This window comes from Micromonospora sp. MGP-C2, from assembly GCF_057766525.1.
Window position 1 is genome coordinate 2691559 of record NZ_JBYMEN010000002.1, and the last position, 26950, is coordinate 2718508.

General features: G+C 69.1%; 26 protein-coding genes, 1 tRNA gene and 1 pseudogene. 14 read left to right on the forward strand and 14 right to left on the reverse strand.

The features are described 5' to 3' along the window. Positions 1-105: 105 nt before the first annotated feature. A complete protein-coding gene (locus tag AC3CF1_RS11900) occupies positions 106-1050 on the forward strand; it encodes an RNA polymerase sigma-70 factor (protein WP_488450483.1) in 945 nt (314 codons plus the stop codon). A gap of 82 nt (positions 1051-1132) precedes the next feature. After that, complete coding sequence (locus tag AC3CF1_RS11905) at positions 1133-2320, forward strand: NAD(P)/FAD-dependent oxidoreductase (protein ID WP_488450485.1); 1188 nt, start codon at positions 1133-1135, stop codon at positions 2318-2320. 4 nt (positions 2321-2324) lie between these two features. Here AC3CF1_RS11905 and AC3CF1_RS11910 read toward each other — a convergent pair whose 3' ends face one another. Then, on the reverse strand, positions 2325-3215 hold the full coding sequence (locus tag AC3CF1_RS11910) for an NmrA/HSCARG family protein (protein WP_488450486.1): 891 nt from the start codon (positions 3213-3215) through the stop codon (positions 2325-2327). Positions 3216-3301: 86 nt separating this feature from the next. Here AC3CF1_RS11910 and AC3CF1_RS11915 point away from each other — a divergent pair, with 86 nt between their 5' ends. Beyond that, positions 3302-3841, forward strand: a complete 540-nt coding sequence (locus AC3CF1_RS11915; RefSeq protein ID WP_488450488.1) for a TetR/AcrR family transcriptional regulator — start codon at positions 3302-3304, stop codon at positions 3839-3841. A 73-nt stretch (positions 3842-3914) separates the two neighbouring features. Here the strand turns inward: AC3CF1_RS11915 and AC3CF1_RS11920 are convergent, their stop codons facing one another. After that, entirely contained in the window at positions 3915-5111 is a 1197-nt protein-coding gene (locus AC3CF1_RS11920; RefSeq protein WP_488450490.1) for a serine hydrolase domain-containing protein, read from the reverse strand. 120 nt (positions 5112-5231) lie between these two features. Next, positions 5232-6308, reverse strand: a complete 1077-nt coding sequence (locus AC3CF1_RS11925) for an aldo/keto reductase (RefSeq protein WP_488450492.1) — start codon at positions 6306-6308, stop codon at positions 5232-5234. A gap of 91 nt (positions 6309-6399) precedes the next feature. On the opposite strand from AC3CF1_RS11925, the gene AC3CF1_RS11930 reads away from it, so the two are divergent. Further along, positions 6400-7281, forward strand: coding sequence for an AraC family transcriptional regulator (locus tag AC3CF1_RS11930; RefSeq protein ID WP_355161332.1), 882 nt, complete (start codon positions 6400-6402; stop codon positions 7279-7281). Between the two features lie 190 nt (positions 7282-7471). On the opposite strand, the gene AC3CF1_RS11935 is transcribed toward AC3CF1_RS11930, so the two are convergent. The 3 genes from AC3CF1_RS11935 to AC3CF1_RS11945 form a co-directional block, all read right to left on the reverse strand. Further along, entirely contained in the window at positions 7472-8359 is an 888-nt protein-coding gene (locus AC3CF1_RS11935; RefSeq protein ID WP_488450494.1) for a hypothetical protein, read from the reverse strand. Positions 8360-8402: 43 nt separating this feature from the next. Next, positions 8403-9122: a hypothetical protein gene (locus tag AC3CF1_RS11940; RefSeq protein WP_355160338.1), complete on the reverse strand. Its 720-nt coding sequence runs from the start codon at positions 9120-9122 to the stop codon at positions 8403-8405. 92 nt (positions 9123-9214) lie between these two features. Further along, complete coding sequence (locus AC3CF1_RS11945; RefSeq protein ID WP_488452070.1) at positions 9215-11992, reverse strand: AfsR/SARP family transcriptional regulator; 2778 nt, start codon at positions 11990-11992, stop codon at positions 9215-9217. A 124-nt stretch (positions 11993-12116) separates the two neighbouring features. Here AC3CF1_RS11945 and AC3CF1_RS11950 point away from each other — a divergent pair, with 124 nt between their 5' ends. From AC3CF1_RS11950 to AC3CF1_RS11965, 4 genes are all read left to right on the forward strand, one after another. Next, positions 12117-12572 (forward strand): hypothetical protein, encoded by a 456-nt coding sequence (locus AC3CF1_RS11950; protein ID WP_488450495.1) that lies wholly within the window; start codon positions 12117-12119, stop codon positions 12570-12572. Between the two features lie 284 nt (positions 12573-12856). Continuing rightward, entirely contained in the window at positions 12857-13150 is a 294-nt protein-coding gene (locus AC3CF1_RS11955; protein ID WP_354983227.1) for a hypothetical protein, read from the forward strand. Further along, the gene (locus tag AC3CF1_RS11960) at positions 13150-13770 is read left to right on the forward strand and encodes an RNA polymerase sigma factor (RefSeq protein ID WP_354983241.1); all 621 of its coding nucleotides are present in this window, start codon (positions 13150-13152) and stop codon (positions 13768-13770) included. Before AC3CF1_RS11955 ends, AC3CF1_RS11960 begins: the two co-directional genes overlap by 1 nt. After that, positions 13757-15670 (forward strand): EAL domain-containing protein, encoded by a 1914-nt coding sequence (locus tag AC3CF1_RS11965; protein ID WP_354983228.1) that lies wholly within the window; start codon positions 13757-13759, stop codon positions 15668-15670. Before AC3CF1_RS11960 ends, AC3CF1_RS11965 begins: the two co-directional genes overlap by 14 nt. A gap of 15 nt (positions 15671-15685) precedes the next feature. Here AC3CF1_RS11965 and AC3CF1_RS11970 read toward each other — a convergent pair whose 3' ends face one another. Next, positions 15686-15943: a Txe/YoeB family addiction module toxin gene (locus AC3CF1_RS11970; RefSeq protein WP_354983229.1), complete on the reverse strand. Its 258-nt coding sequence runs from the start codon at positions 15941-15943 to the stop codon at positions 15686-15688. Beyond that, entirely contained in the window at positions 15940-16215 is a 276-nt protein-coding gene (locus AC3CF1_RS11975; protein WP_354983230.1) for a type II toxin-antitoxin system Phd/YefM family antitoxin, read from the reverse strand. Before AC3CF1_RS11975 ends, AC3CF1_RS11970 begins: the two co-directional genes overlap by 4 nt. A gap of 157 nt (positions 16216-16372) precedes the next feature. Here AC3CF1_RS11975 and AC3CF1_RS11980 point away from each other — a divergent pair, with 157 nt between their 5' ends. After that, complete coding sequence (locus tag AC3CF1_RS11980) at positions 16373-17200, forward strand: M55 family metallopeptidase (RefSeq protein WP_488450496.1); 828 nt, start codon at positions 16373-16375, stop codon at positions 17198-17200. 35 nt (positions 17201-17235) lie between these two features. Here AC3CF1_RS11980 and AC3CF1_RS11985 read toward each other — a convergent pair whose 3' ends face one another. Together AC3CF1_RS11985 and AC3CF1_RS11990 are read right to left on the reverse strand one after the other, a co-directional pair. Further along, a complete protein-coding gene (locus tag AC3CF1_RS11985; RefSeq protein WP_488450497.1) occupies positions 17236-17424 on the reverse strand; it encodes a DUF397 domain-containing protein in 189 nt (62 codons plus the stop codon). Next, positions 17414-17662, reverse strand: a pseudogene (locus AC3CF1_RS11990) (Scr1 family TA system antitoxin-like transcriptional regulator). The gene AC3CF1_RS11985 and the pseudogene AC3CF1_RS11990 overlap by 11 nt, the downstream one beginning before the upstream one ends. 336 nt (positions 17663-17998) lie before the next feature. On the opposite strand from AC3CF1_RS11990, the gene AC3CF1_RS11995 reads away from it, so the two are divergent. From AC3CF1_RS11995 to AC3CF1_RS12010, 4 genes are all read left to right on the forward strand, one after another. Next, positions 17999-18253, forward strand: a complete 255-nt coding sequence (locus AC3CF1_RS11995; protein WP_328533632.1) for a type II toxin-antitoxin system Phd/YefM family antitoxin — start codon at positions 17999-18001, stop codon at positions 18251-18253. Continuing rightward, positions 18250-18624 (forward strand): type II toxin-antitoxin system VapC family toxin, encoded by a 375-nt coding sequence (locus tag AC3CF1_RS12000; protein WP_354983233.1) that lies wholly within the window; start codon positions 18250-18252, stop codon positions 18622-18624. The genes AC3CF1_RS11995 and AC3CF1_RS12000 overlap by 4 nt, the downstream gene beginning before the upstream one ends. 358 nt (positions 18625-18982) lie before the next feature. After that, a complete protein-coding gene (locus tag AC3CF1_RS12005) occupies positions 18983-19561 on the forward strand; it encodes a TIGR03086 family metal-binding protein (RefSeq protein ID WP_354983234.1) in 579 nt (192 codons plus the stop codon). A gap of 531 nt (positions 19562-20092) precedes the next feature. Further along, positions 20093-21889 (forward strand): IS481 family transposase, encoded by a 1797-nt coding sequence (locus AC3CF1_RS12010; protein WP_488452071.1) that lies wholly within the window; start codon positions 20093-20095, stop codon positions 21887-21889. 189 nt (positions 21890-22078) lie between these two features. On the opposite strand, the gene AC3CF1_RS12015 is transcribed toward AC3CF1_RS12010, so the two are convergent. Further along, positions 22079-22588 (reverse strand): YwqG family protein, encoded by a 510-nt coding sequence (locus AC3CF1_RS12015; protein ID WP_354983425.1) that lies wholly within the window; start codon positions 22586-22588, stop codon positions 22079-22081. Positions 22589-23094: 506 nt separating this feature from the next. Between AC3CF1_RS12015 and AC3CF1_RS12020 the strand changes: the two genes are divergently transcribed. Next, the gene (locus AC3CF1_RS12020) at positions 23095-23280 is read left to right on the forward strand and encodes a hypothetical protein (RefSeq protein WP_354983424.1); all 186 of its coding nucleotides are present in this window, start codon (positions 23095-23097) and stop codon (positions 23278-23280) included. 14 nt (positions 23281-23294) lie between these two features. Here AC3CF1_RS12020 and AC3CF1_RS12025 read toward each other — a convergent pair. The 3 genes from AC3CF1_RS12025 to AC3CF1_RS12035 form a co-directional block, all read right to left on the reverse strand. Continuing rightward, a tRNA-Ile gene (locus AC3CF1_RS12025) sits at positions 23295-23371 on the reverse strand. 121 nt (positions 23372-23492) lie between these two features. Continuing rightward, complete coding sequence (locus AC3CF1_RS12030) at positions 23493-24731, reverse strand: NAD(P)/FAD-dependent oxidoreductase (RefSeq protein WP_488450498.1); 1239 nt, start codon at positions 24729-24731, stop codon at positions 23493-23495. Next, positions 24721-26838, reverse strand: coding sequence for an MMPL family transporter (locus tag AC3CF1_RS12035; RefSeq protein ID WP_488450499.1), 2118 nt, complete (start codon positions 26836-26838; stop codon positions 24721-24723). The genes AC3CF1_RS12030 and AC3CF1_RS12035 overlap by 11 nt, the downstream gene beginning before the upstream one ends. Positions 26839-26950 lie beyond the last annotated feature (112 nt).

Here is a 26950-nt window from a genome sequence, read left to right on the forward strand (position 1 = left end):
GTCGCCGGGCCCGGGTACGACCGCCCCGCGTGCTGCCGCGCCGGCGTCGAGTGCGGTTGCCGACGGGAGCGAGTGCCCGACGCGACGGGTGGATACTGTCGCACCATGCGGCTAAGTCCGGACGAGGTCGAGCTGTTCGAGCACTCCAGGGCCCGCCTGGAGGCGATCGCCTATCGCCTGCTGGGCTCGGCCAGCGACGCCGAGGACGCCGTCCAGGACACGTTCCTGCGCTGGCAGGCCGCCGACCGGGAACGGGTCGAGACACCCCAGGCGTGGCTGACGAAAGTGCTCACCAACCTGTGCCTCAACCAGCTCACCTCGGCACGGGCCAGGCGGGAAACCTATGTGGGCACGTGGCTGCCCGAGCCGGTTCTCGCCGGGGACCGGATGCTCGGCCCGCTCGACACCGCCGAGCAGCGCGAATCGGTCTCGATGGCGGTGCTCACCCTCCTGGAGCGGCTGTCCGCCAACGAGCGTGTGGTGTATGTGCTGCGGGAGGCCTTCGGCTACTCGCACGGTGAGATCGGCGAGATCCTCGGCCTCAGCGAGTCGAACTGCCAGCAGATCTACCGGCGCGCCAAGCAGCACGTCGCCGCCGAGCGGGCCCGCGCGGAGGTCGACCAGGTCACCGCGCGGAAGATCGTCGCGGAGTTCCTCACGGCGGCCCAGCACGGCGAGATCCAGCGGCTGGTCGAGTTGCTGACCGACGACGTGACGAGCACGGGTGACGGCGGCGGCAAGATCCCGGCCCGGACCACGCCGTTCTCCGGGGCACTGGCGGTGGCGAAGTTCCTGCGCGGCCTGTTCAAGCCCGCCGACGTCAAGCGGGACCTGATCGGCGGCAGCCCCGCCCTGTACGTCGCGGCCGTCAACGGCAGTCCGGCGGCGGTGGTCGTGATGGACGACCGGGTCATCGGTGTGATGTCCCTGGAGGTGACACCCGAGGGGGTCGCGGCCATCCACACCCAGGTCAACCCCGACAAGCTCGTGCGCGCCACCCGTCAGTGGTCCGCCGCCGACCACGGCGAACCTCTCATGCACGTGTGGTGACCCAGGTCATAGCCGGCGCCTGTCAGGAATCACGTCGCTGTCCGGTTCAGGAAGCGACCACCGCCGAGACAGGAGTGACACCATGAAGCACCGCATCGTCGTCCTCGGAGCCGGCTACACGGGAGCCGTCGCCGCCGGGCGTCTCGCCAAGCGACTGCACCCCGACGACACCGAGATCACCGTCGTCAACGCCGACCCCGATTTCGTCGAGCGGGTCCGCATGCACCAGGTCGCCACCGGGCAGGACCCCGAGCGCCGCCCGCTGAGCAAGGTCTACGCCGGCACCGGCGTCACGCTGCGACTGGCGCGGGTCACCGCCGTCGACGCCGACCGCAGGTCCGTCGCGCTCGCCGACGAGCACGGCACCGACGAGATCGCGTACGACACGCTCGTCTACGCCCTCGGCAGCACCGCCGCCGACCATGGCGTTCCCGGCGTCGCGGAGCACGCGTACGACATCGCCGGCAGGCCGTCGGCGCTGCGGTTGCGCGACCGCCTCGACCAGCTCGCGGCCGGCGGGACCGTGCTCGTCGTCGGAGGGGGTCTCACCGGCATCGAGGCGGTCACCGAGATCGCCGAGGCCCGGCCGGACCTCGACGTCGCGATCGCCGCCCGTGGCGTCCTCGGTGACTGGCTCAGCGAGAAAGCGCAGCAGCACCTGCGGAGGGTCTGCGACCGGCTCGGCATCACCGTGCACGAGCACGCGGACATCGCGCGGGTCGAGGCAACCGCTGCGGTCACGGCCGACGCCCGGGTGATCCCGGCCGAGGTGACGGTGTGGACGACCGGCTTCGCCGTCCACCCGATCGCCACCGCCACGACCCTGACGGTCGCGGCGACCGGCCAGATCATCGTCGACGCCTCGATGCGCTCGGTCTCACACCCCGAGGTGTACGCGGTGGGCGACGCCGGACTCGCCGAAGGCGCCGGCGGCAAGCCATTGCGGATGTCCTGCGCCTCGGGCATCCCGATGGCCTGGCAGGCCGCCGACGCCATCGCGGCGCGGCTGGCCGGTCGGGAGAAGTTCCCCAAGGCCCCGCTGCGTTACTTCAACCAGTGCATCAGCCTCGGCCGACGCGACGGCATCATCCAGTACGTGACCGCCGACGACAGGGCCAAGCCGTCCTTCCTCGCTGGGAGGCTGGCGGCCCGCTACAAGGAGATCGTCTGCAAGGGTGCGGCCTGGCAGATCTCGCACCCGGTGCTCTACCCGGTGCGCCGCCGGCGCATCGCCGCGACCCGCACGGAGACCGTCCCGACGATGTCGTGAGGCGTCAGGAAAACGTCCGACGCGCCCACGTACGGAAATCGGTGGTGGGCAGGCCGAGGGCGCGGGTCATCTCCGGTCGGGCGGGGCTGCCGTTCTCGTTGATCTGCTCCACCGCGTTGACCATGGCGGGCAGCAGGCCGCGCTCGACGGCCTGCTGCGGGGTGAGCACGGGCGCGGTGACCGCCCGGCCGGTGACCTCACTGAGGATGGCGGCGATCTCGGTCATGGTGAGCAGGTCGCCGGCGAGTTCGACGTCCAGGCCGTCGAGCCTTCCCGGGTTGGTGAACGCGGTCGCCGCGGCCTCGCCGATGTCGTCGACGGCGATCCACGGAAGCCGCGTGTCCGCGGCGAAGCCGGTGATGATCGTGCCGCTGGACCAGTCGCCGAAGAGGTAGGACCAGCCGACGAGGTTCTCCATGAAGGTCGAGGGCTTGAGGACTGTCCAGTGCGCGAAGCCACCGGAGCGCACCATCTCGTCGATTGCCGCCTTGCTCTCCCAGTAGTGCCTGTCCCACCGGCCCTCGGCCCATCCAGGCTGGTTGCGGTGGAAGTCGCCGGCACCGGAAACGCTGCTGTGCACCACGTGCGACACGCCCGCCCGGCGCGCCGCCTCGACGACGTTGCGACCGCGGGTCACCTCGGCGTCGCCAGACATGTTCGTCACGTCGGGATACGGGATGGAGAAGAGGCCGTCCATCCCTTCCGCCGCGGCGAGCAGCGACTCCGCGTCGTCCAGGTCGCCCTTGACCAGTTCGGCGCCCCGCTCCCGCAGAGCCTTGGCGCTGTCGCTGCCCGGGTCCCGGACCAGGGCACGGACCGCGACGCCCCGGGCCAGCAGCGCGCGGGCTGTGGCCCCACCCTGCTTGCCCGTCGCGCCGATGACGAGAACAGCCATGATGCCTCCCCAGAACCAAGTGGGGTGGCCCCCCACTTGTCGTCGGCTACGATATGGGGGACCACCCCACTTTGGCAAGGCGGGCCATGAGAGCGGACGCACGGCGCAACTACGACCTCATCGTCTCCGCGGCCTCCGAGGCGATCGCCCGCGACGGCGCGTACGCCTCGCTTGAGGAGATCGCCCGGTCCGCCGGAGTGGGTTCGGCGACCCTGCACCGGCACTTCCCGTCCCGCTGGTCCCTGCTCCAGGCCGTCTTCCGCACCTGCGTCAGCAACCTGGCGGCCCGCGCCGGAGACCTGCTGACCGCGCCGGACGCCCTCGACGCGTTGACGACCTGGCTGCACGAGGTCACCGCGTACGCCACGACAACCCGCGGCCTCGCGGATTCGCTCCTGAACGAGCCCACCGAGGAGACCGACGCCTGCGGCGCGACGCTCGTCGCGGCCGGTGAACCGCTGCTGCGCCGAGCCACCGACGAGGGTTCGATACGCCCCGACATCACGATGGCGGACCTGATGATGCTCGCCAACGGCATCTCACTCGCGGCGCAACCAGCGGGCGCGGCCAAGGCGGAACAACTGCTGACCCTCGCCCTGGAGGGGGTCCAGCCACCCCGGCGGTGACGGGCCTCCGAGGCGGTGGCCGCCGGAGCGGCTGATTCACCTGAATCGGTCCGCGCCGGCATGCGCGTCCCGGTCAGCGGTCGGTGGCGCACAGCGCCGTCTCGACGCTCCGGTTCACCGCGCCGAGCATCTGCTCGCTGGTCGGCAGGCCGGTGACGGCGACGACGGCGCTCCGGCCGTCCCTGGTGGCGAGGTTGCGGGTCTCGAAGCCCTGGATGTCACCGCCGTGACCCCAGGCGTAGCCGCCGCAGGGCAGCTCGTACCGGGCGACACCAAGCCCGTACGCGTACTCCCCGGCCGGCTCGAACCCGGGCGCGGGCACGGTCGTCATCAGGGCCGTCTGCTGCGCGGGCTTGAGCAACCTGCCGCCGACCAGCGCGTCGAAGAAGGTCCGCAGCTCGTCCGGCGTCGACACCAGTTGGCCGGCGGACCAACCCAGGGACGGGTCCATCTCGGTGACGTCCACCCACGGCGCGCCAGGCGCCACCGCGACGTAGCCGTGCGGGTGGGTGCCACGGAGCCGCTGCTCCCCGACGCCCGGCCAGTAGGTGTCGCGCAGACCGAGCGGCCTGATGATGCGGTTGGTGATCTCCTCGCCGATCGGACGTTCGGTGACCTGCTCGACGACGAGCCCGGCGAGGACGTAGTTGGTGTTGCTGTACTCCCACTTCTCCCCCGGCGCGAAGTGCGGCGCGCCGGTGAGCGCCGCGTCCACCAGCCGACGCGGCTCGTAGTACGAGTGGCTCTTGTCGATCAGGTCCTGCGACCTGGTGAACAGCACGTCGTCGTAGTCCGGCAGACCGCTGGTCTGTTGCAGCAGCTGTCGTACGGTGATCCTGCCGCCGTCGTTGCCGTTGCCGCGCACGACCCCGGGCAGGTAGTGCTCGACTGTGGCGTCCAGGTCGATGCGGCCCTCGCCCACCAGCTGCAGGACGACCACCGCGGTGAAGCTCTTGGTGTTGCTGCCGACGCGGACCTGGCCGTCGCGGGGAACCGGGCGGCGGGTCTGGAGGTCACCGACACCGGCGGTGTAGTCCCGGACCCGCCCGTCGGCCCCCCGCACTGAGGCGAGTACGCCGGGGAAGCCGCTCTCGCTGACCAGGCCGTCCAGTTGTCGCTGCACGACGTCCCGCGGGCCGTCGCGCCGGGCGGTGTCGGCGAATGCCGAAGGGCCGGTCAGGGCGGCGCCGACGGTGACGGCGGCCAACGCGGCGGCGGCCATCCGCGCGGTGCGACGGCGGCGGGAGGGATCGTTCGGTGTCACGGGCATGATGACTCCTCGGTATCGGAAACGCTTGACACCATCAATGGTTCAAGAAGTCCGATACCTGGACGATCCCTCCTGCTGCCCTCCTTCGGTACAGCCTGCGCTACCCCGGCCGGTCGGTGATCAGTACCTGACCTGGCCCCCGACAAAGGGTGACGCCTCGCTCGGCCGGCCGTCGACCGTCGCGCCAGCGAAGGCGAGACTCGGCGCGAGGTAACGGTTGTTGTCTGCCGGGAAGTTGAGCACCGGTGTCGACACCTCGTCGAGCCGTGCCGTCTGCTGCGGCGACAACCGCACGTCCACCGCGGCCAGGTTCATCTTGAGTTGATCGAGGCGTCGCGCCCCGATCAGCACCGAGCTGACTCCCGGCCGGGCGCCGACCCAGGCTAGTGCCGCTGCCGCCGGTGTCACCTCGGCATCCCTCGCGACCTCGTGGAGCGCGTCGATCACCTGCCAGTCACGCTCCGCGGGACTGCCCACCAGGGCGGCACGTGTCGTGTCGACGGTGCTGTTTCCACGGACGAACTTGCCGGAGAGCCAGCCGCTCTTGAGCGGGCTCCACGGCAGTACGCCGAGACCGTGCTCGGCCGCCATCGGAATGAGTTCCCCCTCGACCGTCCGTTCGAGCAACGAGTATTCGAGTTGCATCCCGATCGCTGGCGTCCACCCACGGAAGTGCGCGACGACCTGCGCCTCGGCCGCCTTCCACGCCGGCAGGTCCGACAGGCCCACGTACCGGATCTTGCCGGCTGTCACGAGGTCGTCGAGGGCGCGCAGCGTCTCCTCGACCGGGACGCCCCGGTCCCAGTTGTGCAGCCAGTAGATGTCCAGGTAGTCGGTGCGCAGCCGGCGCAGCGACTCCTCGGCCTGGGCGACCACGGCCTTGCGCCCGGCGCCGCCACCGTTGGGATCGCCGGCGAACAGGTTGCCGAAGAACTTGGAGCCGAGGACGACCCGGTCGCGTAGCCCAGGCCGAGCGGCCAGGTAGTCGCCGATGATCTTCTCGGAGTGCCCGTTGGTGTAGATGTTTGCGGTGTCGATGGAGTTGCCGCCACGTTCCAGGTACTCGGTGATCATCGCCTCGGACTCGTCGACCGGGGCACCCCAGCCATGGTCCTCGCCGAAGGTCATCGCACCCAGGGTGTAGGGGCTGATACGCAGGCCAGAGCGGCCCTGTGTGATGAAACTGTCGAGTGGCATGCCCCCAGTGCACACCTGCGGGCCTCCGACCGGGTAGATCAGAACTGGCAGCGCGTTGCCCGATCCTGCCAAACTCGGCAGGATGAGCCCCATGAGCGCGCTGCCCGAGATCCGTGACCTGGTGCTGCGCCACGCCGGCCGTCCCGCACCGGGCGGCCTCGTCCTGCACCGCAGCGACTCCCCCACCGAACCGATGCCGTCGCAGTCCGCGCCGGTCTTCGCTCTGATCGCACAGGGCGCGAAGTACGCGGTACTGGGCGAACGGGTCTTCTCATACGGTGCCGGGCAGTTCGTCGTCGCGTCGACGGAGCTGCCGGTGATCGCCCACGTCAGCGAGGCCAGCCCCGCCGCGCCGTACCTGGTGCTGGGTCTCGCTCTGCGCCCGCCACTGATCGCGGAGCTTCTGCTGGAGACTCCACCGTCGCGCGGCGAGCCGGCGGCGGGCATAGCGGTCAGCACCGCGAGCGACGACCTGCTCGACGTGGTGGTGCGGCTGCTGCGACTGCTCGACCGCCCCGACGACCAGCGTGTGCTCTGGGCGGGGGTGGAACGCGAACTCGTCTGGCGGTTGCTGACCAGCGAGCAGGGTGGCACGGTCCGGCAGATCGGGCTGGGCGACGGCAACATCGTGCAGATCGAACGGGCGATCCGCTGGATCCGCGAGCATCACGCCGACCTGTTCCGCGTCGAGGACGTGGCGCGCGCCGCCGGGATGAGCGTGACGTCGCTGCACCGCCATTTCCGGGCCGTCACGACAATGACACCCATTCAGTTCCAGAAGTTGATTCGGCTGCAGGAGGCACGGGCCCGGCTGCTGGCCGAGCCCGGTGACGTGGCGGGCGTCGGGTTCGCTGTCGGCTACGAGAGCGCGTCGCAGTTCAGCCGCGAATACCGGCGACTATTCGGGCTCCCGCCGGGGCAGGACGCAGCCCGCCTGTCCCGCGTCGACCCGGCGCAGCTCGCCGACGTGTGAGGATGCCACAGGGGGTGGCCGGCTGGTCCGGTGGCAACGGGGTGGTGCCGGCGTTCGACCCGTCGAGGGTGACCGTGGCCGGCGGCGCGGCCGGCCTCGCCCCGACGAGCGTGATGCCTGTGAGTCATCTTGATGACTCACAGGCATCACTCACTCAGGGGAACCACTGGGTCAGCAGCGTGCTCGGCCGCTAGAACCCGTCCCACTGGCGGGCCGAGCACTTCCAGGTCTTCCCGCCATCCTGCGAGATGCAGACCACCAGGAGCTTCCCGAGGAGGGGAAGGCTGACGGTGAAAATGTGAGCCCTGGTCTTCGCGTACGCGACGCCGGAGTTCTCGGCGATGTCGGCCAACGCCCACCCCGGGTCCGGTCCCTTCACCGTCGCCACCCGGCGCAGCGAGTCGACGTCCTTGCCGTCGAGGAGCATCTCGACGTCCTTCGCCGAGGGCTCGCCCTCGCCGACCAGTGTCTCCACGGCGTATGGGCCGCCCACTGTGACTCCGTTGGCCTTCTCGAAGGCCGCCTTCGTCCCGCCGATCGTGGTGTCGCCGCCAAGGTCGAGGGTGATGACCGGTTCGCCCGTCCGGCGCGACAGCAGGCATTCCCAGACGGACTTGCCCGAGGCGACGCACATGGTCAGGCACCAGTCCCGACCGCCGGGCACCGACGAGGCGAAGATCAGCGACGTGGTCGGCGTTGCGGTGTCACCCTTGCCGTCGTACGCGCCGTCGGCCAGGTCGGCCATGGTCGTACCGAGGATGTCCCGGCCGCCCGGCATCGTGCCCACAACCTTGACGCCGTCGACCTTCTCACCGGCGACGAGCGCCGCAAGCTGGTCGCTGGTGAGATCGCGGCCTCCCGCGTCGACGGCCAGCACCTTGTCCAGGTCGCCGACGGGCCGGCCGGTCAGGTCCTCGAACCGTTGGAGCATCGTCCCCGGCGCACCGGGGTGGTCGGTGATCGTCGTCCGGGCCTCGCTCTCGGCGGCCTGCGACGGAGCGTACGAAGCTGTCAGCCCGACGATCAGGGCCGCGGTGATGATGGTGACGCGCCTGGTGATGTCCCGCAGAGTTGTCATCCTGTCCTCATCTCGGTGATCGGTTTCGGCGGGGTCGAACGGGCTACCAGCGACACGTGACCACGTCGCCAAAGTCGTTCGGGGATCCCAGGTCGCAGTGGTCGTCGATCCACTCGCCGATGTCGCCGATCGTGTCCACGATCCACGCGAACACCGACTTGATCGCGCCCCAGATGCTGAAGTAGACGACAGTCGACTCAGGGGTGCCGCCGGCCTCGTCGATGACGTCCTTCGTCGACATGGCGGCGTTCGGCTTCTCGATGATGTCCAGCACCCGTACGCCGGTGTCGTCCTTGCCGGCCAGCAGCGCCTCGATCTGCTCCGGGGTCCGCTCCTTGCCGTCGTCGACCGCCACGATCGCGCGGTCGATCAGCACCTCTCGGCTGCCGCTGACGGCCTGGGCGATGGTGGCGATCTCGCCCACCGTGAGGTCGTTGCCGAGCGCGGGACCGGTGAACCGCCGGGCCGACACCGCACCGGCCGGATCGACCTGGATCTCGCCGGCCCTGATCATGTCGTCCGCCCCGAACGGGTCCCACGCGAACGTCCACCGCCCGCCTTCGCAGCGGAACTGGCCGTGTTCCCGGCCCTCAGGCTCGGTCTCGGTGCGGACGATTCCGCCGCGCTCGTCGACGTGCTGGACCACGCAGTCGGTGCCTTTCGTCGGCGGCTTGTCGGGCCGGGCCACGGCTGCGGAGGACATGGCCAGCACCGTCCCGCTGACCACCCCGATCACCGCGAGGCGGTGTGCCAAACGCTTCATCGAACGCTCCATTCCTCGGAAAGAAACTGGTGTCCGAAGAGTGGCGGGCCGCGCTGAAGCGGCCCGGAAACGGCGCTGAAAGCGGGGGTACGTCAGTGGAGTCGACTGGCGTCGAGCTGTGCCAGGTCGGCACGGATCGTGTCGGCGTCGGCGTCGCCGAGCTCGTCGAGGATGCTCAGGGCCCGACGCCACGCCACCCGGGTGGCACCGAAATCGGCGAGGGCGCGGTGGCTGCCGCCGAGGTTGACGTACGTGCTGGCTTCCGCGTACCGGTCGTTGACCTGGGTGAAGAGGTCGAGTGCGTGCTCGTAGCAGGCGATGGCCCGCCGGTCGTCGCCGAGTTGGTGATGGGCGTGGCCGAGGCTGTCCCACGTGTCGGCCTGTCCCTGCACGTCGTCCACCTCCTGCAACTTTCTCAGCGCCTCGCCGCACGACTCAAGGGCACGGTGGTAGTTGCCGAGCAGTCCTTCCTGCCAACCGACCGCGTTGAGGGTGTACCCCTGCCCGGCCTCGTTTCCGGCTCGCCGGAACAGGGTCAGCGCCCGTCGGGAATGGTCGAGTGCCTGGTGGTGCTGCCCCTGTCGCTCCGCCAGCTGGCCGAGGTTCAGGCAGGTGTGTGCCCGCCCGGCGTCGTCGCCGACGTCGGTGAACAGGTCGAGCGCGCGGCGCAGGTGGTCGTCGGCCTCGTCGTACCGTCGAAGCCTTGAACAGGCGAGACCGAGGCTGCGGTGCGCGTGGCCCTGCCCGGTCTGATCGCCGATGCGGGACGCGGCGGCCAGAGCGATGCGTTGCGTGCCCAGCCAGTCCTGCCAGTGCCCCTGCCGGTGCAGGAAGCCGGCCATGGTCCAGGCGAGCCGCCAGGCGTGCCCCTCGAAACCTGCCCGCGCAGCCAGTGGCACGGCCGCGAGCAGAACGGGAACCTCGGCGGTGAACCACGCCGTGGCGGCCAACTTGTTCTTTACCCGTTCCGGCGTCACGCCCGCTCGCGGTGGCGGGAGGCTGATGTCGCTGAAGTGCGGGTGCAGTGCCAGGTCGGCCGCGTGGGCGGTGTGCAGGCAGTGGTCGAGCAGTCGGTGGACGGCGGCACTGCGCTCGGCCGGTGCCTCAGCCTCGTCGGCGAGGCTGGCGGCGTACGCGCGCAGCAGGTCGTGGAACGCGTAACGCCCGTACGTGTGCTCGGTCAGGAGGTTCGCCCGGGTCAGCTCGGTCAGCAGCGGACCGCTCCCCTGCGGGGTGATCCCGGCCAGGCTGGCCACGGCCGGGACGGAGACGTCCGGGCCGGGATGCAGGCTCAGCAGCCGGAACAGCCGGACCGCTGGTGGGCTGAGTGTCCGGCACGACCAGGAGAAGACCGCCCGGACGTCGGTGGCCTCGTCGCCGCCGTGGAAGGCGCCCAGATCGCCCAGCTCACCGGCGACCGCCGCCAACGAGAAGTGCCGGTTGGTGGCGGCTCTGGCCGCGACGATGGCCAGGGCGATCGGCAGCCGCGCGCACCGTTCGGCAATCTCGTCGGCCGCGCCGGGTTCGGCGTCGATCTGGCCCGCCCCGAGTCGGCGGGCCAGCATGTCGCGGGCTTCGCCGGGGCTCAGCAGGTCCAGGGGCACAGGTTGGGCGCTCTCGGTGACGACCAGTGGGAGAAGCTGGTCGCGGCTGGTGACGATCGCCAGACAGTCGGGTGAGCCGGGCAGCAGCGGCCGGACCTGTTCCGCGTCGCGCGCGTTGTCCAGCACCACCAGCAGACGCTTGCCGGCCACCGTCGTGCGGTACAGGCTCACCATCAGGTCCCTGTCGCTCGGCATCCGTGACACCGGCACACCGAGCGCCTCCAGGAACCCGTGCAGCGCTCGCGCCGGGTCGGTCGGTGTGGCCGCCGGGTCGAAGCCGCGCAGGTTGACGTAGAGCTGCCCGTCGGGGAAACGCTCGGCCGCCCGGTGCGCCCAGTGCACGGCAAGCGCGGTCTTGCCGACGCCCGCGGTCCCGGACACCACCACGGCGCCGCCCCGGTCGACCAGCGCGTCGAGGGCGGCCAGCTCCGCGTCGCGCCCGGTGAACGTTGGTACGGGAGGAGGCAGTTGCGCCGCAACCGGCGGTTGTGCCGCCGCAGCCGGGGCGGGTGCGGCAATCGCGGTGTCCTGGCGCAGGATGGCGCACTCCAGATCCCGGAGCCGCGGGCTCGGGTCGATGCCGAGGTTTTCCCGGAGGGTGTCACGCAGCCGCCGGTACGTGGCGACCGCCTCACCCTGTCGGCCGTCGCGGTACAGGGCGAGCATCAACTGCGCGTGCAGGTGCTCGTCGAGGGGGTGCTGCCGGACGAGCCGTTCCAAACCGGGGACGAGCCGGGCGTGCTCGCCGACGGACAGCCGAGCCTCGGCGAGCGCCCTTTCGGTCTCCAACCGCAGGCGGGCCAGGTGTTCCGCCTGCTCCTCAAGCCAGGCGGACCCGGCCACGTCGGCCAACGGGGGTCCACGCCACAACGCCACCGCGGCCGTCAGGTGAGCCACCTGCTCGTTGCGGTCCGATGACCGCCGGGCCAGTTCGAGGAGGCGCTCGGCGGCCTGGACATCAGTGGACTCCGGCCCGGTGTTGAGCACGTAACCGGGCTGACGCGCCACGATCGATCCGGGCTCGCCGAGCACTCCGCGTAGGTAGGAGACGTGGCGCTGCAACGTGTTCGCCGCGGTGGCCGGCAACTGCTCACCCCAGACCACGTCGATGAGCCGGTCCACGCTCACCACCCGGCCCACGTGCAGCGCCAACGTCGCCAGGACCGCCTTGCGGCGCACACCGTTCACCGCCTGCGCGCCGTCGGCGACGACCACCTCCACCGGCCCGAGCAGCCTGACGCGTACGCCCGTGCCAGCCATCGACATCACCGAATCAGGCTAATTCCGGAGCAGGGCAACCTCGATCTCTTCGTCGCGCAATGGACACGATCAACGGCTGAGCTGGTTCGTCAGCGGCGGGGCGGACATTGATCGTTGTAGGGTGCGCGGCGTGGGATACACGGTGATGCCGTCAGGTCGTCTGAACCTCCCCGAGTCGGACGACGGCGCTGCGGTCGCCGCCGTCCAGACCGCCATGGCTGGACGAGGTGACTGGTACGAGCCGGATGCGTTCCCGGCGAACGGCACGCTGGTCGACCTGGCGGAGGTGGCCAGAGCCTCGATCATCCGCGACGGAGACTGGATCGAGTTCGGGCACGACGACGAGGGTGATCCAAAATGGTCGAACAGGGCGACAGCCTTCTACGTCGCGATCGCGCCGTTCGTTCGCTCGGGAAGGTTCAGATCGAGGGTGAGGACGGGGCCCGCTGGTCATACACCTACGCCGACGGGCAGGTCACCCAGCAGGGTTGGAACGGTTGGGATGGATCCATCGAGCCGTTCGGCGATTATGTGGACCTCCCTCCCGTGGACCACCCATAGGTGCCGCTCCCCCACCGGCCGCTGACCCGGAGGGCCGCACTGGTAGCTCTCAGTCCTGGACCTAGACGGCTGGATCTCAGCGGTCTACGTGATGCGACCTTCACCCACAGTAGTTGACTAGCAGATCATGGGACTTGACGGCGGAGACAATCACTCCTCGCTCGACGTGCCGGTAGCATGACTTTGGGGAGTATCGGCAGGCTATGCGCTTGATCGCTGATCAACCAGAATAATGTGGACGGTGAGACATCTACATTCGCCCCTCGCCACGGATAGTAATTAGCTAACCGGGGACGACGAGGGGAAACGATGAACGAAACGCTGGCGACGGCCGTCTCTGATCACGGAGCGTTGGCCTTGGCTCTTGCCATCGCCGGAACGGCGGCAGGGTTGGTGCGCGCATACGTTGCGCACCGAACACGTCTGCACGAGGAGCGTGAGGCGTCGACACGAACCGCCGCCCGGGCGACCTGGCTGATCAGGCTGGCGGAGGCCGACCACGACGTCGTGCGGATCGTCGAGCGTGATCGGGACGGGCATCGCGAGGTGGAGTTGGGCAGCCGCGACGCGGCGCGGCGCGACGACACCAGGGAGGCCGCGTGATGGGGGTGGAGGGCACCGCCGCCCTGACACCGGAGCCGGTCGACAGTGAAGCGGCGCGCAGGGCGGAGGCCGCGCGCCTCAAGGCAGAGCACGACCAGGAGTTCGCCGCTTTCGCCGAGGGCAGCTACCACACGGTGGAGCGAATTCTCCGGGCGGCGTGCTGGGACCGGGAGGTGGTTCAGGACGCTCTCAACGAGGCGTACCTGCACGGGCGCGTCCAGTGGTTCAAGATCCGTACCTACACCGAGCCGATCGGCTGGGTGATCATCACGGCCCGAAACAAGATCCGCAAGGAGCTGCAACGACGCCAGCGCGAAGCCGCGGTAGCGCCGGAAGACCTGCCCCCGGCACCACACACGGACATCGCCGACGTATGGGAGGCCCAGGAGACGCTGAGGACCTGGTTGCACCACCTTCCGTCGCGGCAGGCCGAGGTGTTCCAGATGTCCCGCGAGGGTTTCTCCAACCAGGAGATCGCGCGCATCCTCGGACTGGCCGAAACCAGCATCCGCTCCTACAAGCTCGCTGCCAGGAAACGCCTGCGTGAGCTGGCCGAGGAAGCCGGCTATACGGATTCGGAAGGCCGCCGGCGCCAGGGAGGCAGCCGTGGACCTCGATGACATTCTGGCGTTGGCCGAGACAAACCAGCCCAGTCCTCTGGAGCTCGCCCGCGCACGCCGCGTGGCGCGGGCGGCGCAGGGCGAGTACGACCTGTCCGTCGCCGACGGATACGAGATCATTGTCGACGCCGACCTCGTCGATCCGCTGACCGCGGTCGTCGACGAGGCGACCAGAGTCGCACGTGCCGCGCAGTTGGCGAAGCTCGGCACGATCACCTGGACGACCGGTGAAGGGAAGTCCGGCGGTTTCGGGCGCCTCACCTGGTCGGATGAGATGGCGATGATCTTCGGGCATGCCCCGGGAACGCTGCGCCTGTCGCCCGAAAGGCTTGCCAACCTCGTCCATCCCGCAGACGTGGAGAGGGTTCGCAAGGTTGTGCGGACGGCATGGGACCGCCGTCGCCCCGAGGAGGTCACGTTCCGGCTGATCCAGCCGGGTGGCACCGTCCGCCACGTGCACTGCCACATCGAGATTCTCACCACCGACGGCACACCGTCGGGGATCATCGCCACCGGCGCAGATGACACCGCGCTCGAACTCGCCCGGCAAGAGCGTCGCAGGCTCGCCACCCGCAGCGAAATGCTGTGCGCCGACCTGGCCGCGCTGGACATCGTCACCGGGCTGCCGACCCGCAGCTACCTGACTGACGAGGTCGACCGAGCCCGCCGCACCACTGGCGGAGCCCTCATCGTCGTGGCAACCGAACCCGCCACCCGGCTACCCGATGCGCTCACCGACGAGAACCACGACGATCTGACGGCAGAGGTCGCACAGCACCTGCGAACGATCGTGGGCGACAAGGTGACCTGCGGTCTGGTCGGCCCCAGCCTGTGGGGCGTACTCCTCGCTCCGGCCGAAGGGCAAGCGGAGGCGCCCGAGGCCCTGGCGGCTCGGATCGTCGACACGTTCCGACGCCACCTGTTCAGCGTCCAGCACAAGACCTTGCGCCTCAACACCTCGGCGGGCCTTGTGCTCTTCGGCAGCGAGGTGTCGGCAACCGGATTTGACCTGCTCATCGACGGCGAACACGCGGCCCGCGACGCGCGCCGCAGCGGCGTCCCGACCACCGTCCTCACTGAGCCGGTGGCGACCAGGGACCGGATAGAAAGATGCCGGTCACAGGTACGACAGGCGGTATCTGCCAACAGGTTCGCCCTCTACGCCCAGCCCATTGTCGACCTCCGCCTCAACGAGGTCACTCGCCACGAGATCCTGTTGAGGGTTCGGAGCGATACCGGCCAGTCCGTGGCACCGTGGGCTTTCCTCGACATGGCCGAGCGCGTCGGCGAGATCCTCACCGTGGACAAGTGGGTCATCGACCATGCGCTCGAACTGATCGGCCGTGGAGCCCAGACCTCCCACTATCAGGTCAACATCTCCGGCAAGTCCCTCGCCGACCCGGGGCTGCTCACCTACGTGACGGAGGCGATCCGCCGACACCGGGTGAAGCCGGAATGCCTGACCTTCGAGATCACCGAAACCACATTGATCGAGAACCGCAACGAGGCCCTCGCCTTCGCAACGGGGATCAGAGAGATCGGCTGCCACCTCGCGTTGGACGACTTCGGTACGGGATACGGCGCCCTCGCTCACCTGAAATACCTGCCAGTGGACCTGGTGAAGATCGATGGGGTGTTCATCGTCGATCTCTGCCGGTCGCCGGCCGACCAAGCCGTCGTCTCGAAGTTGGTGGAGCTGTGCCACGCGCTCGGCATCCGTGTTGCTGCCGAATATGTCCAGGACGAGGAGACACTGGAATTCCTGAAGAGCAGTGGAGTCGACTTCGCCCAGGGCTACAAGACCGGCAGACCCGAACCGATCACGGTCAACCCCGAGAAGGCGGTGCGGACGATCGAACTCGAACTACGGCTCCCGCCGCAGCACACCGCCATGGGTTGAGTAGAGCCATGCCCGCTATCGGTCACCGTAGTGATACCGGCAGGCGACGATCTCAACGTCTTCCTTGGTGATTCGGTACACCAGCCGGTGTTCACGATCGATGCGGCGGGACCAGAAGCCGGACAACTCCCCTCTCAGGGACTCCGGCTTGCCGATGCCCTCGTACCCGTTGCGCATCACGTCCGCAATGAGGTCGTTTATGCGCTTGACCAACTTACGATCCGTATGACTGAGGTACTGGCTCCACGCCGTCGCCGTGAAGACCAACCTCATGCGACGTCCCGTACGGTGCCCGGGTCGATCAGGTCACGCTCAGCCGCGTCACCCTCCTCAAGCTCTGCCATCGATAGACGGAGGGCGGCTGCGTTGCTGGGGCTGCGCAGGAGGTACTCGGTTTCCTTCATCGACTCGTACTCCGCGAGTGGCACGATCACTACCGGCTCGTGGCCTGACCGGGTCACCACCACTTCCTCTGCGTCGTTGATGACGCTGTCGAGCTCGGCGGCCAGATTCTGTCGAAGCTGGGTGAAATTCACGGTCCGCATGACCACCTCCAGATAAGTACAGAAAATTGTACCTCAAGCTTTAGATGCGTCCGAGGCCCTACGAATGATCAACAATGTTGAGCCGAGAAGCATCGTCATCGCGCCTGCGTTGCCTGAGGTCGACCGTTGTGCAAGGAGCGCGTAGGGTCCCAGCTTCATGAAGGCATTGATCTCGGTGGACCTGGAAGGCATCTCGGGGATCGTGCATCCCACCGAGACGAATCCGGATCGCTACGACTACGAGCGCGGCCGGGCCTTGATGACGGCCGAGGCGAACGCGGCGATTGCGGGTGTCTTCGACGCCGAACCCGACGCCGTGGTGTGGGTCGCCGACGCACACGGGACGTTTCGGAACCTGCTGCCGGAGGACCTCGACCGGCGTGCCCACCTCGTGCGAGGCAAACCCCGCCCGCTGGGCATGCTCGCGGGGCTGGGCGAGCCCACGGATGCTGTCTTGTTCGTCGGCTATCACGCTCGGGCAGGCGCCGGGCCCGCCGTGCTGGCGCACACGATCAGTGACAGCATCCTCGACGTACGGGTGGGCGGACGCTCGCTGGGCGAGATCGGCCTCAACGCCGCCATGGCGGGACACCTGGACGTGCCCGTCGTTCTGCTCAGCGGAGACGACAGCGCGTGTGCGGAGTTCAGCGAGCTGGTGCCCTCGGCGGTCACCGTCGCCGTCAAGCAGTCCCTGGGTCAGGCCGCCGCGGTGGCCCTACACCCGCAGGAGGCACGCGAGCGGCTGCGCCGCGCCGCCGCCGATGCGATCACCCGGCGCGGATCGATTCCCCCACTGAAGATGGCCGGGCCGATGGACGTCGAGGTCGATCTGTACGGCCCCTACATGGTTGACCTCGCAGTTCTGGCGCCGGGCGTGACCCGCGTCGGCGGCGGCCGAACGGTCGCCTTCCAGGCCGCTGACTTCGGCGACGCCTACCGGCTGATTTCACTGCTCGTTCAACTCGCGAGCATCAAGCCCAGCTAGGGCGTGAAGCGGGCCGCCGCCAATGCGTTCCCCACTCAGGGGCGGCAGGTGTCCGCCTTGACGCTGTCGACGAACGCGTCCCAGGCGGCGAGCTCGAAGCTCAGCATCCCGGTGTCGGGCGAATTGGAGTCGCGGACGTCAATTGCCGCAGCCCGCTCACGCACCTCCACGCACTGGCCGTTGCTGCCGGAGCGGCTCGACTTGCGCCAGGCATCATGTTCCATGCGCGCTCAACTCCTTGACGAACTTGATCGCCTCAGCGGGCGACATCGCCAGCGTCTTCAGATTGTCGTACGCCGCCGACAGCCGCGCCAGGTCACGGCTCGACTCAAGGAACAGCTCGCCTGCCAGGGTTTCGATCTAGCCCAGTGGTGGCTCGTCCCGCTCAAAGCTGAGCAGGGCGAAGCCGCTGCTGTCCGCCAGGTGAGCGCCGGCCTCGAAGCGCAGCACCTGGATCGTCACGTTCGGCAGCCGACTCAAGGTGACCAGGTGATCGAGTTGCTCACGCAGTACGTCTGGGCAGCGATCTCGGTACGCAGCGACGCCTCGGAGAGGATGGCATGCATCCGCGCGCAGCGACGGTAAGCAACGTCTGCCTCGATCCTGATGCCTTGGCAGACTGACTGCGTGACGCAAGAGCAGGGCCAAGACGAACCCCACACCGAGCAACCGTCCTGGACATCAACTCTGGAATTCGCTAGGCACTTGGGCGAGCAGCCGTGAAACCACCAGCCGAACCGCTGGCCAGGGTGTCAAGCAGGGTAGACTAAGCGCCTAGCTAACCGAGGAGGTTGCGCCATGTCGGCTGAGGCAGTGCACTACAACATGCATGATGCCAAGACCCATCTGTCGCGCATCATCGAACGGGTGGAACACGGCGAGGAAATCATCATCGACCGGGCCGGTAAGCCGGTGGCGAAGGTCGTGCCGCTGGTTCGGCGGGCCAACCGCACCGCAGTCGGCTCCCTCGCCGGCCAACTGGACCTCTCTGGCGACTGGGACTCACCACAGACCAACACCGAGATCGCCGCCGACTTCGGCATCGGCGCATGACCCTGCTGCTGGACACCCACGTCGCGCTCTGGGCCATCACCGGCGACGCGACCCTCGGCACCGAGTTCCTCGACCGGCTACGCCACGAGCCGGACATCTTCCTCTCCCCGGTCACCCTGTGGGAGATCACCATCAAACAGAGTGCGGGGAAACTCCCCGGACCCCCTGACCTCGCCGAGCGGGTAAGAGACATGGGCTTCCGCGAACTCCCGGTGACCCACGCCCACGCCATCGCCGCCGGCCGCCTGCCACCGCATCACCGCGATCCGTTCGATCGCATGCTGGTGGCCCAGGCGATCACCGAGAGTCTGACCCTGGCCTCCCGCGACGCCTCGATAGCGCTGTACGACGTGGACATCCTCAAGGTGTGATCGGACGGGCCCATCAACGCCTGGTGCCGACGAGGGGCCCACCCCCAACCGCGCACACCGGTCAGCCGGTGCCATTCCGATCAACCCCGGTTGTTCGAGCTCCGACATACCGGCTGTGGCCTGCAACTTCGCGGGTCTTGAACCCTCCGTTTGGGTATCCGTTTCCGGGGGCGGGCGGGACTCGAACCCGCGGCCGAGGGATTATGAGATCAAGAGGGACGACCCGCCAAGCTGGGCACATGGTGATCTAGCAGCGTGAACGCCTTCCGACATCTCTCACCGCTGGGCACTGTCCGTGGACCTCTTGCGGACTGGATGCGGACCGCCCCCGTTGTCGCGGCAGATATCATCTCGGGCCGTGACCTTCGCGCAGCAACTACAGGATCACTCCGACGCTTGCCGCTGGGTCGGTGAGCTGGCGGCCGCAACGCAGGCGCCACAGCTCGACGCCCAGACTCCCTGTGAAGACTTCGACGTCCGAAGCCTCCTGGGGCACCTTCTCGGCACCGCGCACCGCTCGCTCGGTACGGCACGAGGCGTCTCCACACGCGAGATTCCTCATGTGATCACCGATGTCGGCGATGACAAGCTGGCCGCAACGTATACCGCCTTGGCCAATGAAATCCGTGAGGCGTGGTCCCAACTGGCCGCTGCCGACCCCGTCAATGCGCCGTGGGGACCGTGCACGGCCTTGGAGGCCGCACGGGGCTTCACTGTCGAGACAGTAACGCACGGATGGGACTTGGCGGTGGCCACCGGACAGCGCAGCGAGGCACCCAACGGCATCGCGGAACGCTGCATCGGGTACGCCACCACAGTCATCCCAGACCGGCTGCGCGGCGTCATGTACGACGCCCCGGTCCTCGGAGCTGACACCGCGCCCCCGACGGAACGACTCGCACACCTTCTCGGCCACAAGCGCACCGGGAACGAATAACTTACTCGCCCGTTGGCACGCCGGCCATGTTCTACCACTCATGGCAGCCGCCGGGCGCATTGACATGAGTGCGAGTAACGGTCGCGGATCTCCTCGTCGGGCAGTTGCAGACCGTCCAGCCTCCCCGGACGGGGACAAGGTGGAGCGCCTCACCAGCCGAACGACCTTGGCCCCGTCCGGGGAGGCTGGTAGCCCTTTGTGGTGCCCGGCGAGGTGATCCGCCCCGGCTGATCTCTGAGGAGGGCCCGGGTTCGGGGCGGAGCCCCGAGGTCTTCAAGGTCTTGTCCCCGTCAGTGTGGCCGGCCGGGCCGGCGCGGCCCGCTTGCGGGCCGCCTTGATTCATAAGAGGTCAATTCGGCAGTGAGACCGGCTCGCCAAGTGTCCTCCGTCGGCTGATGTGCGACACGCGTCCGCCAGGTGATCTGCGACGGTGGTCGGTTTCGGCACTCTGGGCCGGACGTCTCCGCGGGACGTCGGGACTCGGGGAGGCCGGGATTGGCGCTGGTTGTCTTGTCGGTTGTCGAGCAACGGTTGGATGCGGTCCGTGCGGTGTTGGCCGGGTCGGATGTGACAGAGGTAGCGGCCAACTGTGGGGTGCATCGGTCGACGGTGCATCGGTGGGTGGGTCGGTATCTGACTGAGCAGTTGGCCGGGTTGGTTGACCGGTCGCATCGGCCGCACTCCTGTCCGGGGCAGGTGGCGGAGGCGGTTGAGGTCGCGGTGGCGGAGATGCGCCGGGAGCATCCTCGGTGGGGATCGCGGCGGATCCGGTTGGAGATGCTGCGCAGGCCCGGCCCGTGGGCGGTCGATGAGTGGGTGGTGCCGTCGGAACGGACGATCGACCGGATTTTGCAGCGACAGGGTCTGCTGCGGGTCCGGCCCCGGAAACGACCGAAGGACTCGTATAAGCGGTGGGAACGGCCCGCTCCGATGCAGTTGTGGCAGATGGACATCGTCGGTGGGGTGCAGCTGGTGAACCCGGCCACGGGTGTGCTGCGGGAGGCGAAGCTGGTCACGGCGGTCGACGACCACTCTCGGTATTGCGTGATCGCGAAGGTGGTGGAGCGGGCCACCGGCCGGGCGGTGTGTCTGGCCCTCGCGGAGGCCCTGGCCCGTTTCGGGGTTCCCGAGGAAATCATCACCGACAACGGCAAGCAGTTCACCGACCGGTTCGGGAAGTACCGGCCCCGCACCGGTGAGGTGCTGTTCGACAAGATCTGCCGCCACAACGGCATCACGCACCGGCTGACCGCACCCGCTTCACCAAACCAGAACGGCAAGGTCGAACGGTTCCACGGCACCGTCCGGCCCGACTTCCTCGACACCGCCGAGGCGTTCACCAGCCTGGCCGAGGCCCAGGCCGCGGTGGACGCATACGTGCTGCACTACAACACTGACCGACCCCACCAGGCCCTCGATGCGAAGACACCGGTCACCCCGGCTGACCGATTCCAGCCGATCCCGGCCCAGCAGCGGGCACTGGTCGATCTGTGGCTGCCACCCACTTTGGACCCGCTCTCCTCCACCCCGCTCCATCAGCCCTCGACCGACCCTGAGCCCGTCCAGGTCCAGCCGCCGGCGGTCGAGCCGGGTGGGCCGGTGGAGTTCGACCGGGTCGTCCCGGCGTCGGGCAACCTGATGGTGTGCCAACGCCAGTTCTGGATGGGCACCCACCGCGCCGGCATGGTGGCCCGGATCTGGGCCGACTGCGACCTGATCCACGTCCTCATCGCCGGCATCCGGATCAAAACCGTCCGTTCCCACCTGAGCGTCAACGACCTGGCCACCCTCACCCGCCAAGGCGCCACCCCAGCCGGGCCGTCACCTCTGCCGCCGATCGAGGACGGCGACGCCATCGAGGTCGAACGCTGCGTCAACCGAGGCGGAGGGGTCTCGCTGGGCCAACACATCGTCCTAGCCGCCGAGATCCTCGCCGGCCGACGCGTCGGCATCCGCATCGAGCCGACCCTTCTCATGTTCTACGACCTGGACACCCGCGAACTCCTGCGCACCCGCGCCAACCCGCTGCGCCCCGAACAGATGAAGCGCCTACGCGGCGCCCGACCAGCCGGGCCACCACCACGACCCTCGGTCGAACCCGTCCGAGTGCAACGGCGGGCATCCAACAGCGGCATCATCATGGTCGCCGGCCAGAAGGTCGCCCTCGGCCGGCTACACCGGCACCAGACCGTCACCGTGACCGTCTCCGAAACGACCCTGGCCATCGAACTCACCGACGGCGACACCAAAGTCATCCGACGCACCACCACCCAGCCAGTCCGTAGCATCAAAGGCCAGCGACCGCGGATCGCTACCTCAGTTTCCTAGACCACCCGTCGCACATCACCTGGCAGAGCTACGTCGCGCATCAGCTGACGGATCACAGACCGGCTCGCCAAGTGTCCTGTCAAGGGACATGCTTGACGCTCGCGTCCCACCTGATGCCCGACATGATCCTCAAGGAGAGTCACGAAGGCCCTCACGGTCCACGACAAGGCGCGCATCGCGGCAGATGAGTTAGCCGCACTGCCAGAGAAATCTGCCTTCGGCGCCGTCTGGCGAAACGAAGATGTAGCCGATTCCGGCGTCGCCGAAGTTATGGCCCAAACGGTCGGTCAGCTGTCCGATTAGCTGCCAGCCCGGCCCAGGCGTCTCGTCACCCTGCAGCCACACCGGCTCGCCGCCCAGGAACTCCATCGCTTCCTCGTCGCCGTGGACCTGCTGATTCACAGGTAGGTGATCCTCCACGAGCCAGGACGGACCCTCGCTAATGTCAGTCACAGCGAAGAAGGCTGGTACCGATCCCTCAGGCTGAACGATCACGGCGTTCTCGCCACCCTCAGGCTCCCAGGTGCCATCAACGTACTCGTCGCCGTGAGTCATGAACAGGTAGGCCATGCGGAGCTCGCCATCGGCATCGAGGCGGAACTGGCCGATGAACGTCATCGGCTCGCCGAGCAAACGCGACACCGGCCACTGCGGAGCTTGCAGCCACACCGGTTGTCCGCCCATCTTGGTGACCGGCATGCCGGTCACCTCGCTGCTTCGCTCGAATCGAACTGGACGACGCATGCTCGGAACTCCTCGTACTGCGGCGGTAGGTCTGCTGGAGATTATGGGACCTCTACGACAGACAGGGACCGGCGCAAGCCCGTGGACGTTGCTGGCACGCGCGGTCGGCGGCAGATGCGTGCATCCGATCAAGCCGCCGGGTTCCGCCACGAGCGCGGCAGCCGCTCCGTAGAAACGCGGCGGGCTGCCTACCCCGCACTGAACTGGGGCAGCAGCCCGCGCCGCCTGCCACTGCGTGCCGAACAAGGCCAACAATCTCGGGGCCGGGTGGACGGAATTGGCGGCTTGCAGGAACCGCTAGTCCAATGCCGCGGTGAGGTCGACCTCGACGAGCTGCCCCCGGTAGCCGAGCGACGCCCCCCCAGCAACGTACTGGCGGAGCTGAAGGCCGGAGCCAATGAGGATGCGTTGAGTTGTCGCCACACCGCGGACAGCACCCCGCTATCAAGGCGGTGCAGCCGATGCTAGGGCACGCCTCGGCGGCCATGACGCTGGACGTGTACGCGGACCTGTTCGAGGACGACCTGGACCAGGTGCCGGACCGCCTCGACCGGGCGGCGGGTCGTGCTGCTGCGGACTCAGTGCGGACTGAGGGCATCGGTCCGGACCTCGACGCGGTTCGCCCGGGTCGTCGGCAGCATGGCTGACCAGGGAGAACGGCTGGTGGGGCGGGCGGGACTCGAACCCGCGACCGAGGGATTATGAGTCCCCTGCTCTAACCGGCTGAGCTACCGCCCCGAACACCGCGCCGGATCTTATCCCGCTCGGCGGTCAGCAGCCAGCACCGAGCCGGCCGGCGCCCACGCCTGCACCAGCACGATGGGCTACAGGAATATAACAGCGTGCTCGGGTACGCCTGTCAGCCGGCGCGCAGCTCCTCCAGCACCTCGGCGGCGGCGCGCCAGCCGCTGGCGAGAGCGCCCTGGATGGAAGGGCTGTCGCGGTGGTCACCGGCCACGAACAGCCCCTCGCCCAACGACACGGGCTTGCGTAGCCGCCCCTGCGGTGGTGGCGCGGCGGGCAGCGCGTTCGGGACGGCCACTGTGGTGAGGTGGGTCCAGTCGGCGGTGGAACGGCCGTACAGCCGGGTCAACTCGGCCCGTACGGTCGCCTCGGGTGGGGCGCTCGGGCCGACCACCGACGTGGCGACGAGGTGCCGTCCGGTGGGCGCGTACGTCGGGGCGGCGTTGCTGAGCACCACCGTGTTCGCCACGATCTCGCGCCGGTCCCCGTCGACGAGCAGGATCGGTTCGGTGAGCGGCGGCTCGGGCGCGCTGTGGTAGTAGGTGGTGTAGCTGTGCATCCGTACCGTGGTCAGGGTCGGCAGCAGCGCGGACGCGGCGGGTGGGTCGACGGCGACCACGACGGCCCGGCAGCGGATGTCGCCGGCCTGGGTGCGGACCCGACCGGGGGCGATTTCGGCGACCGGCATGTCCAGGTCGAGCAGGTCGGCGGGGAGTGGGTCGGCGATGGCCCGGGGCAGCGCGGCCATTCCCTCGGCGGGCAAGCCGATGCGGCCGCGGGCGAACGACCGCAGCACCATCGCGAGGACGTGGCTGGACGTGGCCAGTTCCCGGTCGATGAACACGCCGGACAGGAACGGCCGCAGCAGCTCCTCGATGATCGCGTCGGAGAGGCCCGCCCGGCGTAGCGCCGTCTCGGCGCTGGTCTCGGGTGCGGCGAGCAGCCGGGACGTGGGCAGGGTCGCGCAGCCGGTGGCGAGCGCGGCGAAGCGCAGCCGGTCGCGCAGGGAGCCGATGCCGGCGAGCGCGGTGCCGGGGGCGCCGGTCGGCTCCCGCAACGGGTTGACCAGCCGCAGCAGGTCGTCGCCCTTGCGCACCAGCACGCCGGAGGTGAAGTACCCGAGGTCGAGCCGGTCGGTGTCGAGCAGCGTGCCGAGCCGGGGGTAGGCGGTGTTGAGCACCTGAAAGCCACGGTCGATGAGGTGTCCGTCGACCACGTCGGTGGCGACCCGGCCGCCAAGGCGGCCGCTGGCCTCCAGCAGCCGCCAGGGCACGCCGGCGCGGTGCAGCCGGCGGGCGGCGGCGAGGCCGGCCAGGCCGCCGCCGACGATGACCACGTCGGTCTCAGCCAGCATCGCGCGCCTCCCGCTCACCGTTCGCCCGGGACAGCCGGCCCGGCCACCAGATCTTCGGCCCGATGTCGTACGCGAGTGCGGGCACCAGCAGCGACCGGACGATGATCGTGTCGATCAGTACCCCGATCGCGACTGCCGTACCCAACTCGACGAGCACCACGAGGGGCAACACGGCGAGGGCGGAGAAGGTCGCGGCGAGCACGATGCCGGCGGAGGTGATCACCCCGCCGGTGACGGCCAGGCCGGCGAGCACACCGGCGCGGGTGCCGCGCTTGACCGACTCCTCCCGGACCCGGCTCATCAGGAAGATGTTGTAGTCGATGCCGAGCGCGACCAGGAACACGAACGCGAACAGCGGGAACGACGAGTCCACGCCGGGAAAGTCGAAGACGTGGCGGAACAGGATCGCGCAGAGGCCGAGTGTCGCCCCGAAGCTGAGCAGCACGGTGGCGATCAGCAGCACCGGGGCGAGCAGCGCGCGGAGCAGCAGGGCCAGGATGACCGCGATGACCACCAGCACCACCGGGATGATGACGTTCTGGTCGCGCTTCGCGGCGTCCGAGGTGTCCACGTTGATCGCGGTGAAGCCGCCGACCACGGCGTCCGCGCCGGGCACCTGGTGTACGGCCACCCGCAGCTCGCGGAGGGTCCGCTCGGCGCCGTCGCTGTCGGGTGGGTCGGCCAGGGTCGCCTCCAGCTGGACCCGCCCGTCGACGACCTTCGGAGTGGCGCTCGGATCGGGTGGGCCGGTCTGCGGGCCGGTGGAGAGCGGGCGGACGTCGGCCACGCCGGGCACGCCCTGCGCCACCTGGGTGACCTGCCGGGCGGTCTGTTCGGTGGTGAAGATGGTGGCCGGGCTGCCCGTGCCGGCCGGGTAGTGCCGCGCGATCACCTCCTCGCCGTCGACCGAGTCGGTGCGCTGGGTGAACAGGTCGGACTGACCGAGGGTGGTGGCGCCGAGCTGGGTGAGCCCGAGCGTGAGGACGGCCAGCACGACTGCGGTGCTCAGCCAGATCGGTCGGGCGTGTCGGGCCACGAAGCCGGCGATGCGGCTCCAGATGCCGTGCTCGGCGCGTGGGTCGGCCTGATCCTCGCGGGGCCGTCGGGGCCAGAACGCCCAACGGCCGCCGAGCACCAGCAGCGCGGGCAGGAAGGTGAGCATCACCAGCAGGGTGGCGCCGATGCCGATGGCGGCGACCGGGCCGAGCGCCCGGTTGGAGTTGAGGCTGGACAGCAGCAGGCAGAGCAGGCTGACGATGACAGTGCCGCCGGACGCGATGATGGCCGGTGCGGCGCCCTTCCACGCGGTGCGCATGGCGGCCCAGGGGCGGTCGTGGCGGTGCAGTTCCTCCCGGTAGCGGGCGATCAGCAGCAGCGCGTAGTCGGTGCCCGCGCCGAAGACCAGCACGGTGAGGATGCCCTGGGCCTGCCCGTTGAGCTTCACCACGTCGGCGTCGGCGAGCAGGTAGACGAACACCGAGGCGAGGGCGTACGACATGCCGGCGGCCAGCAGAGGAAAGATCCAGAGCACCGGGCTGCGGTAGACGACCAGCAGGATGATCAGCACCACGACCAGGGTGACCAGCAGCAGTGGCCCGTCGATGGCGGAGAACACCTCGATCAGGTCGGCGAGCAGGCCGGCCGGTCCGGAGACGTCCACGGTGAGGCCGTCCCGGTCCCCGCCGGTGATGTCGCGCAACTGTTCGACGACAGTGCCGATCTCCTCGCCCTCGGCGTCGTCCACCGGTACGACGATCTGGAGTGCCTGGCCGTCCTCGCTGGGGATGGGCGGGGGCAGCGGGGCGACCACGCCGGGCACCTGGGCGAACCGGGCCGCGTCGGCGCTCACCCGCTGCCGGTCGGCGTCGGTGATCCCGGAGGGCCGCTCGTAGACGACCAGAGCCGGGATGGTCTGCCGGTCGACGAACTCACCGGCGAGGTCCTGGGCGCGGGTCGCCTCGGCGTCGGTGGGCAGGAATGCGGCGTTGTCGTTGGTGGCGACCTCGCTGAGGCGCCCGGCGTACGGGCCGGCCACGCCGCCGATCACCAGCCAGGCCAGCACGACCGCCACCGCTATCAGCGTGGCCCTGCCGCCTCGTCCGGACATCCGCACTCACCCCAAGGATCGACGCATGAATCGACGCAGCGGGAGCCGGAGCGTCGACATCGACCATCCTGCCGCCCAGGCAGGCTGAGGGAGGGCGAAACCGGAGTCGAGC

Excerpts from the sequence above, each read along its gene's own strand:
- AC3CF1_RS11900 (WP_488450483.1), top strand. The coding sequence starts at position 106 with ATGCGGCTAAGTCCGGACGAGGTCGAGCTGTTCGAGCACTCCAGGGCC.
- AC3CF1_RS11905 (WP_488450485.1), top strand. The coding sequence starts at position 1,133 with ATGAAGCACCGCATCGTCGTCCTCGGAGCCGGCTACACGGGAGCCGTC.
- AC3CF1_RS11910 (WP_488450486.1), bottom strand. The coding sequence starts at position 3,215 with ATGGCTGTTCTCGTCATCGGCGCGACGGGCAAGCAGGGTGGGGCCACA.
- AC3CF1_RS11915 (WP_488450488.1), top strand. The coding sequence starts at position 3,302 with ATGAGAGCGGACGCACGGCGCAACTACGACCTCATCGTCTCCGCGGCC.
- AC3CF1_RS11920 (WP_488450490.1), bottom strand. The coding sequence starts at position 5,111 with ATGCCCGTGACACCGAACGATCCCTCCCGCCGCCGTCGCACCGCGCGG.
- AC3CF1_RS11925 (WP_488450492.1), bottom strand. The coding sequence starts at position 6,308 with ATGCCACTCGACAGTTTCATCACACAGGGCCGCTCTGGCCTGCGTATC.
- AC3CF1_RS11930 (WP_355161332.1), top strand. The coding sequence starts at position 6,400 with ATGAGCGCGCTGCCCGAGATCCGTGACCTGGTGCTGCGCCACGCCGGC.
- AC3CF1_RS11935 (WP_488450494.1), bottom strand. The coding sequence starts at position 8,359 with ATGACAACTCTGCGGGACATCACCAGGCGCGTCACCATCATCACCGCG.
- AC3CF1_RS11940 (WP_355160338.1), bottom strand. The coding sequence starts at position 9,122 with ATGAAGCGTTTGGCACACCGCCTCGCGGTGATCGGGGTGGTCAGCGGG.
- AC3CF1_RS11945 (WP_488452070.1), bottom strand. The coding sequence starts at position 11,992 with ATGTCGATGGCTGGCACGGGCGTACGCGTCAGGCTGCTCGGGCCGGTG.
- AC3CF1_RS11955 (WP_354983227.1), top strand. The coding sequence starts at position 12,857 with ATGAACGAAACGCTGGCGACGGCCGTCTCTGATCACGGAGCGTTGGCC.
- AC3CF1_RS11960 (WP_354983241.1), top strand. The coding sequence starts at position 13,150 with ATGGGGGTGGAGGGCACCGCCGCCCTGACACCGGAGCCGGTCGACAGT.
- AC3CF1_RS11970 (WP_354983229.1), bottom strand. The coding sequence starts at position 15,943 with ATGAGGTTGGTCTTCACGGCGACGGCGTGGAGCCAGTACCTCAGTCAT.
- AC3CF1_RS11975 (WP_354983230.1), bottom strand. The coding sequence starts at position 16,215 with ATGCGGACCGTGAATTTCACCCAGCTTCGACAGAATCTGGCCGCCGAG.
- AC3CF1_RS11980 (WP_488450496.1), top strand. The coding sequence starts at position 16,373 with ATGAAGGCATTGATCTCGGTGGACCTGGAAGGCATCTCGGGGATCGTG.
- AC3CF1_RS11985 (WP_488450497.1), bottom strand. The coding sequence starts at position 17,424 with ATGGAACATGATGCCTGGCGCAAGTCGAGCCGCTCCGGCAGCAACGGC.
- AC3CF1_RS11995 (WP_328533632.1), top strand. The coding sequence starts at position 17,999 with ATGTCGGCTGAGGCAGTGCACTACAACATGCATGATGCCAAGACCCAT.
- AC3CF1_RS12000 (WP_354983233.1), top strand. The coding sequence starts at position 18,250 with ATGACCCTGCTGCTGGACACCCACGTCGCGCTCTGGGCCATCACCGGC.
- AC3CF1_RS12015 (WP_354983425.1), bottom strand. The coding sequence starts at position 22,588 with ATGCCGGTCACCAAGATGGGCGGACAACCGGTGTGGCTGCAAGCTCCG.
- AC3CF1_RS12020 (WP_354983424.1), top strand. The coding sequence starts at position 23,095 with ATGCTAGGGCACGCCTCGGCGGCCATGACGCTGGACGTGTACGCGGAC.
- AC3CF1_RS12030 (WP_488450498.1), bottom strand. The coding sequence starts at position 24,731 with ATGCTGGCTGAGACCGACGTGGTCATCGTCGGCGGCGGCCTGGCCGGC.
- AC3CF1_RS12035 (WP_488450499.1), bottom strand. The coding sequence starts at position 26,838 with ATGTCCGGACGAGGCGGCAGGGCCACGCTGATAGCGGTGGCGGTCGTG.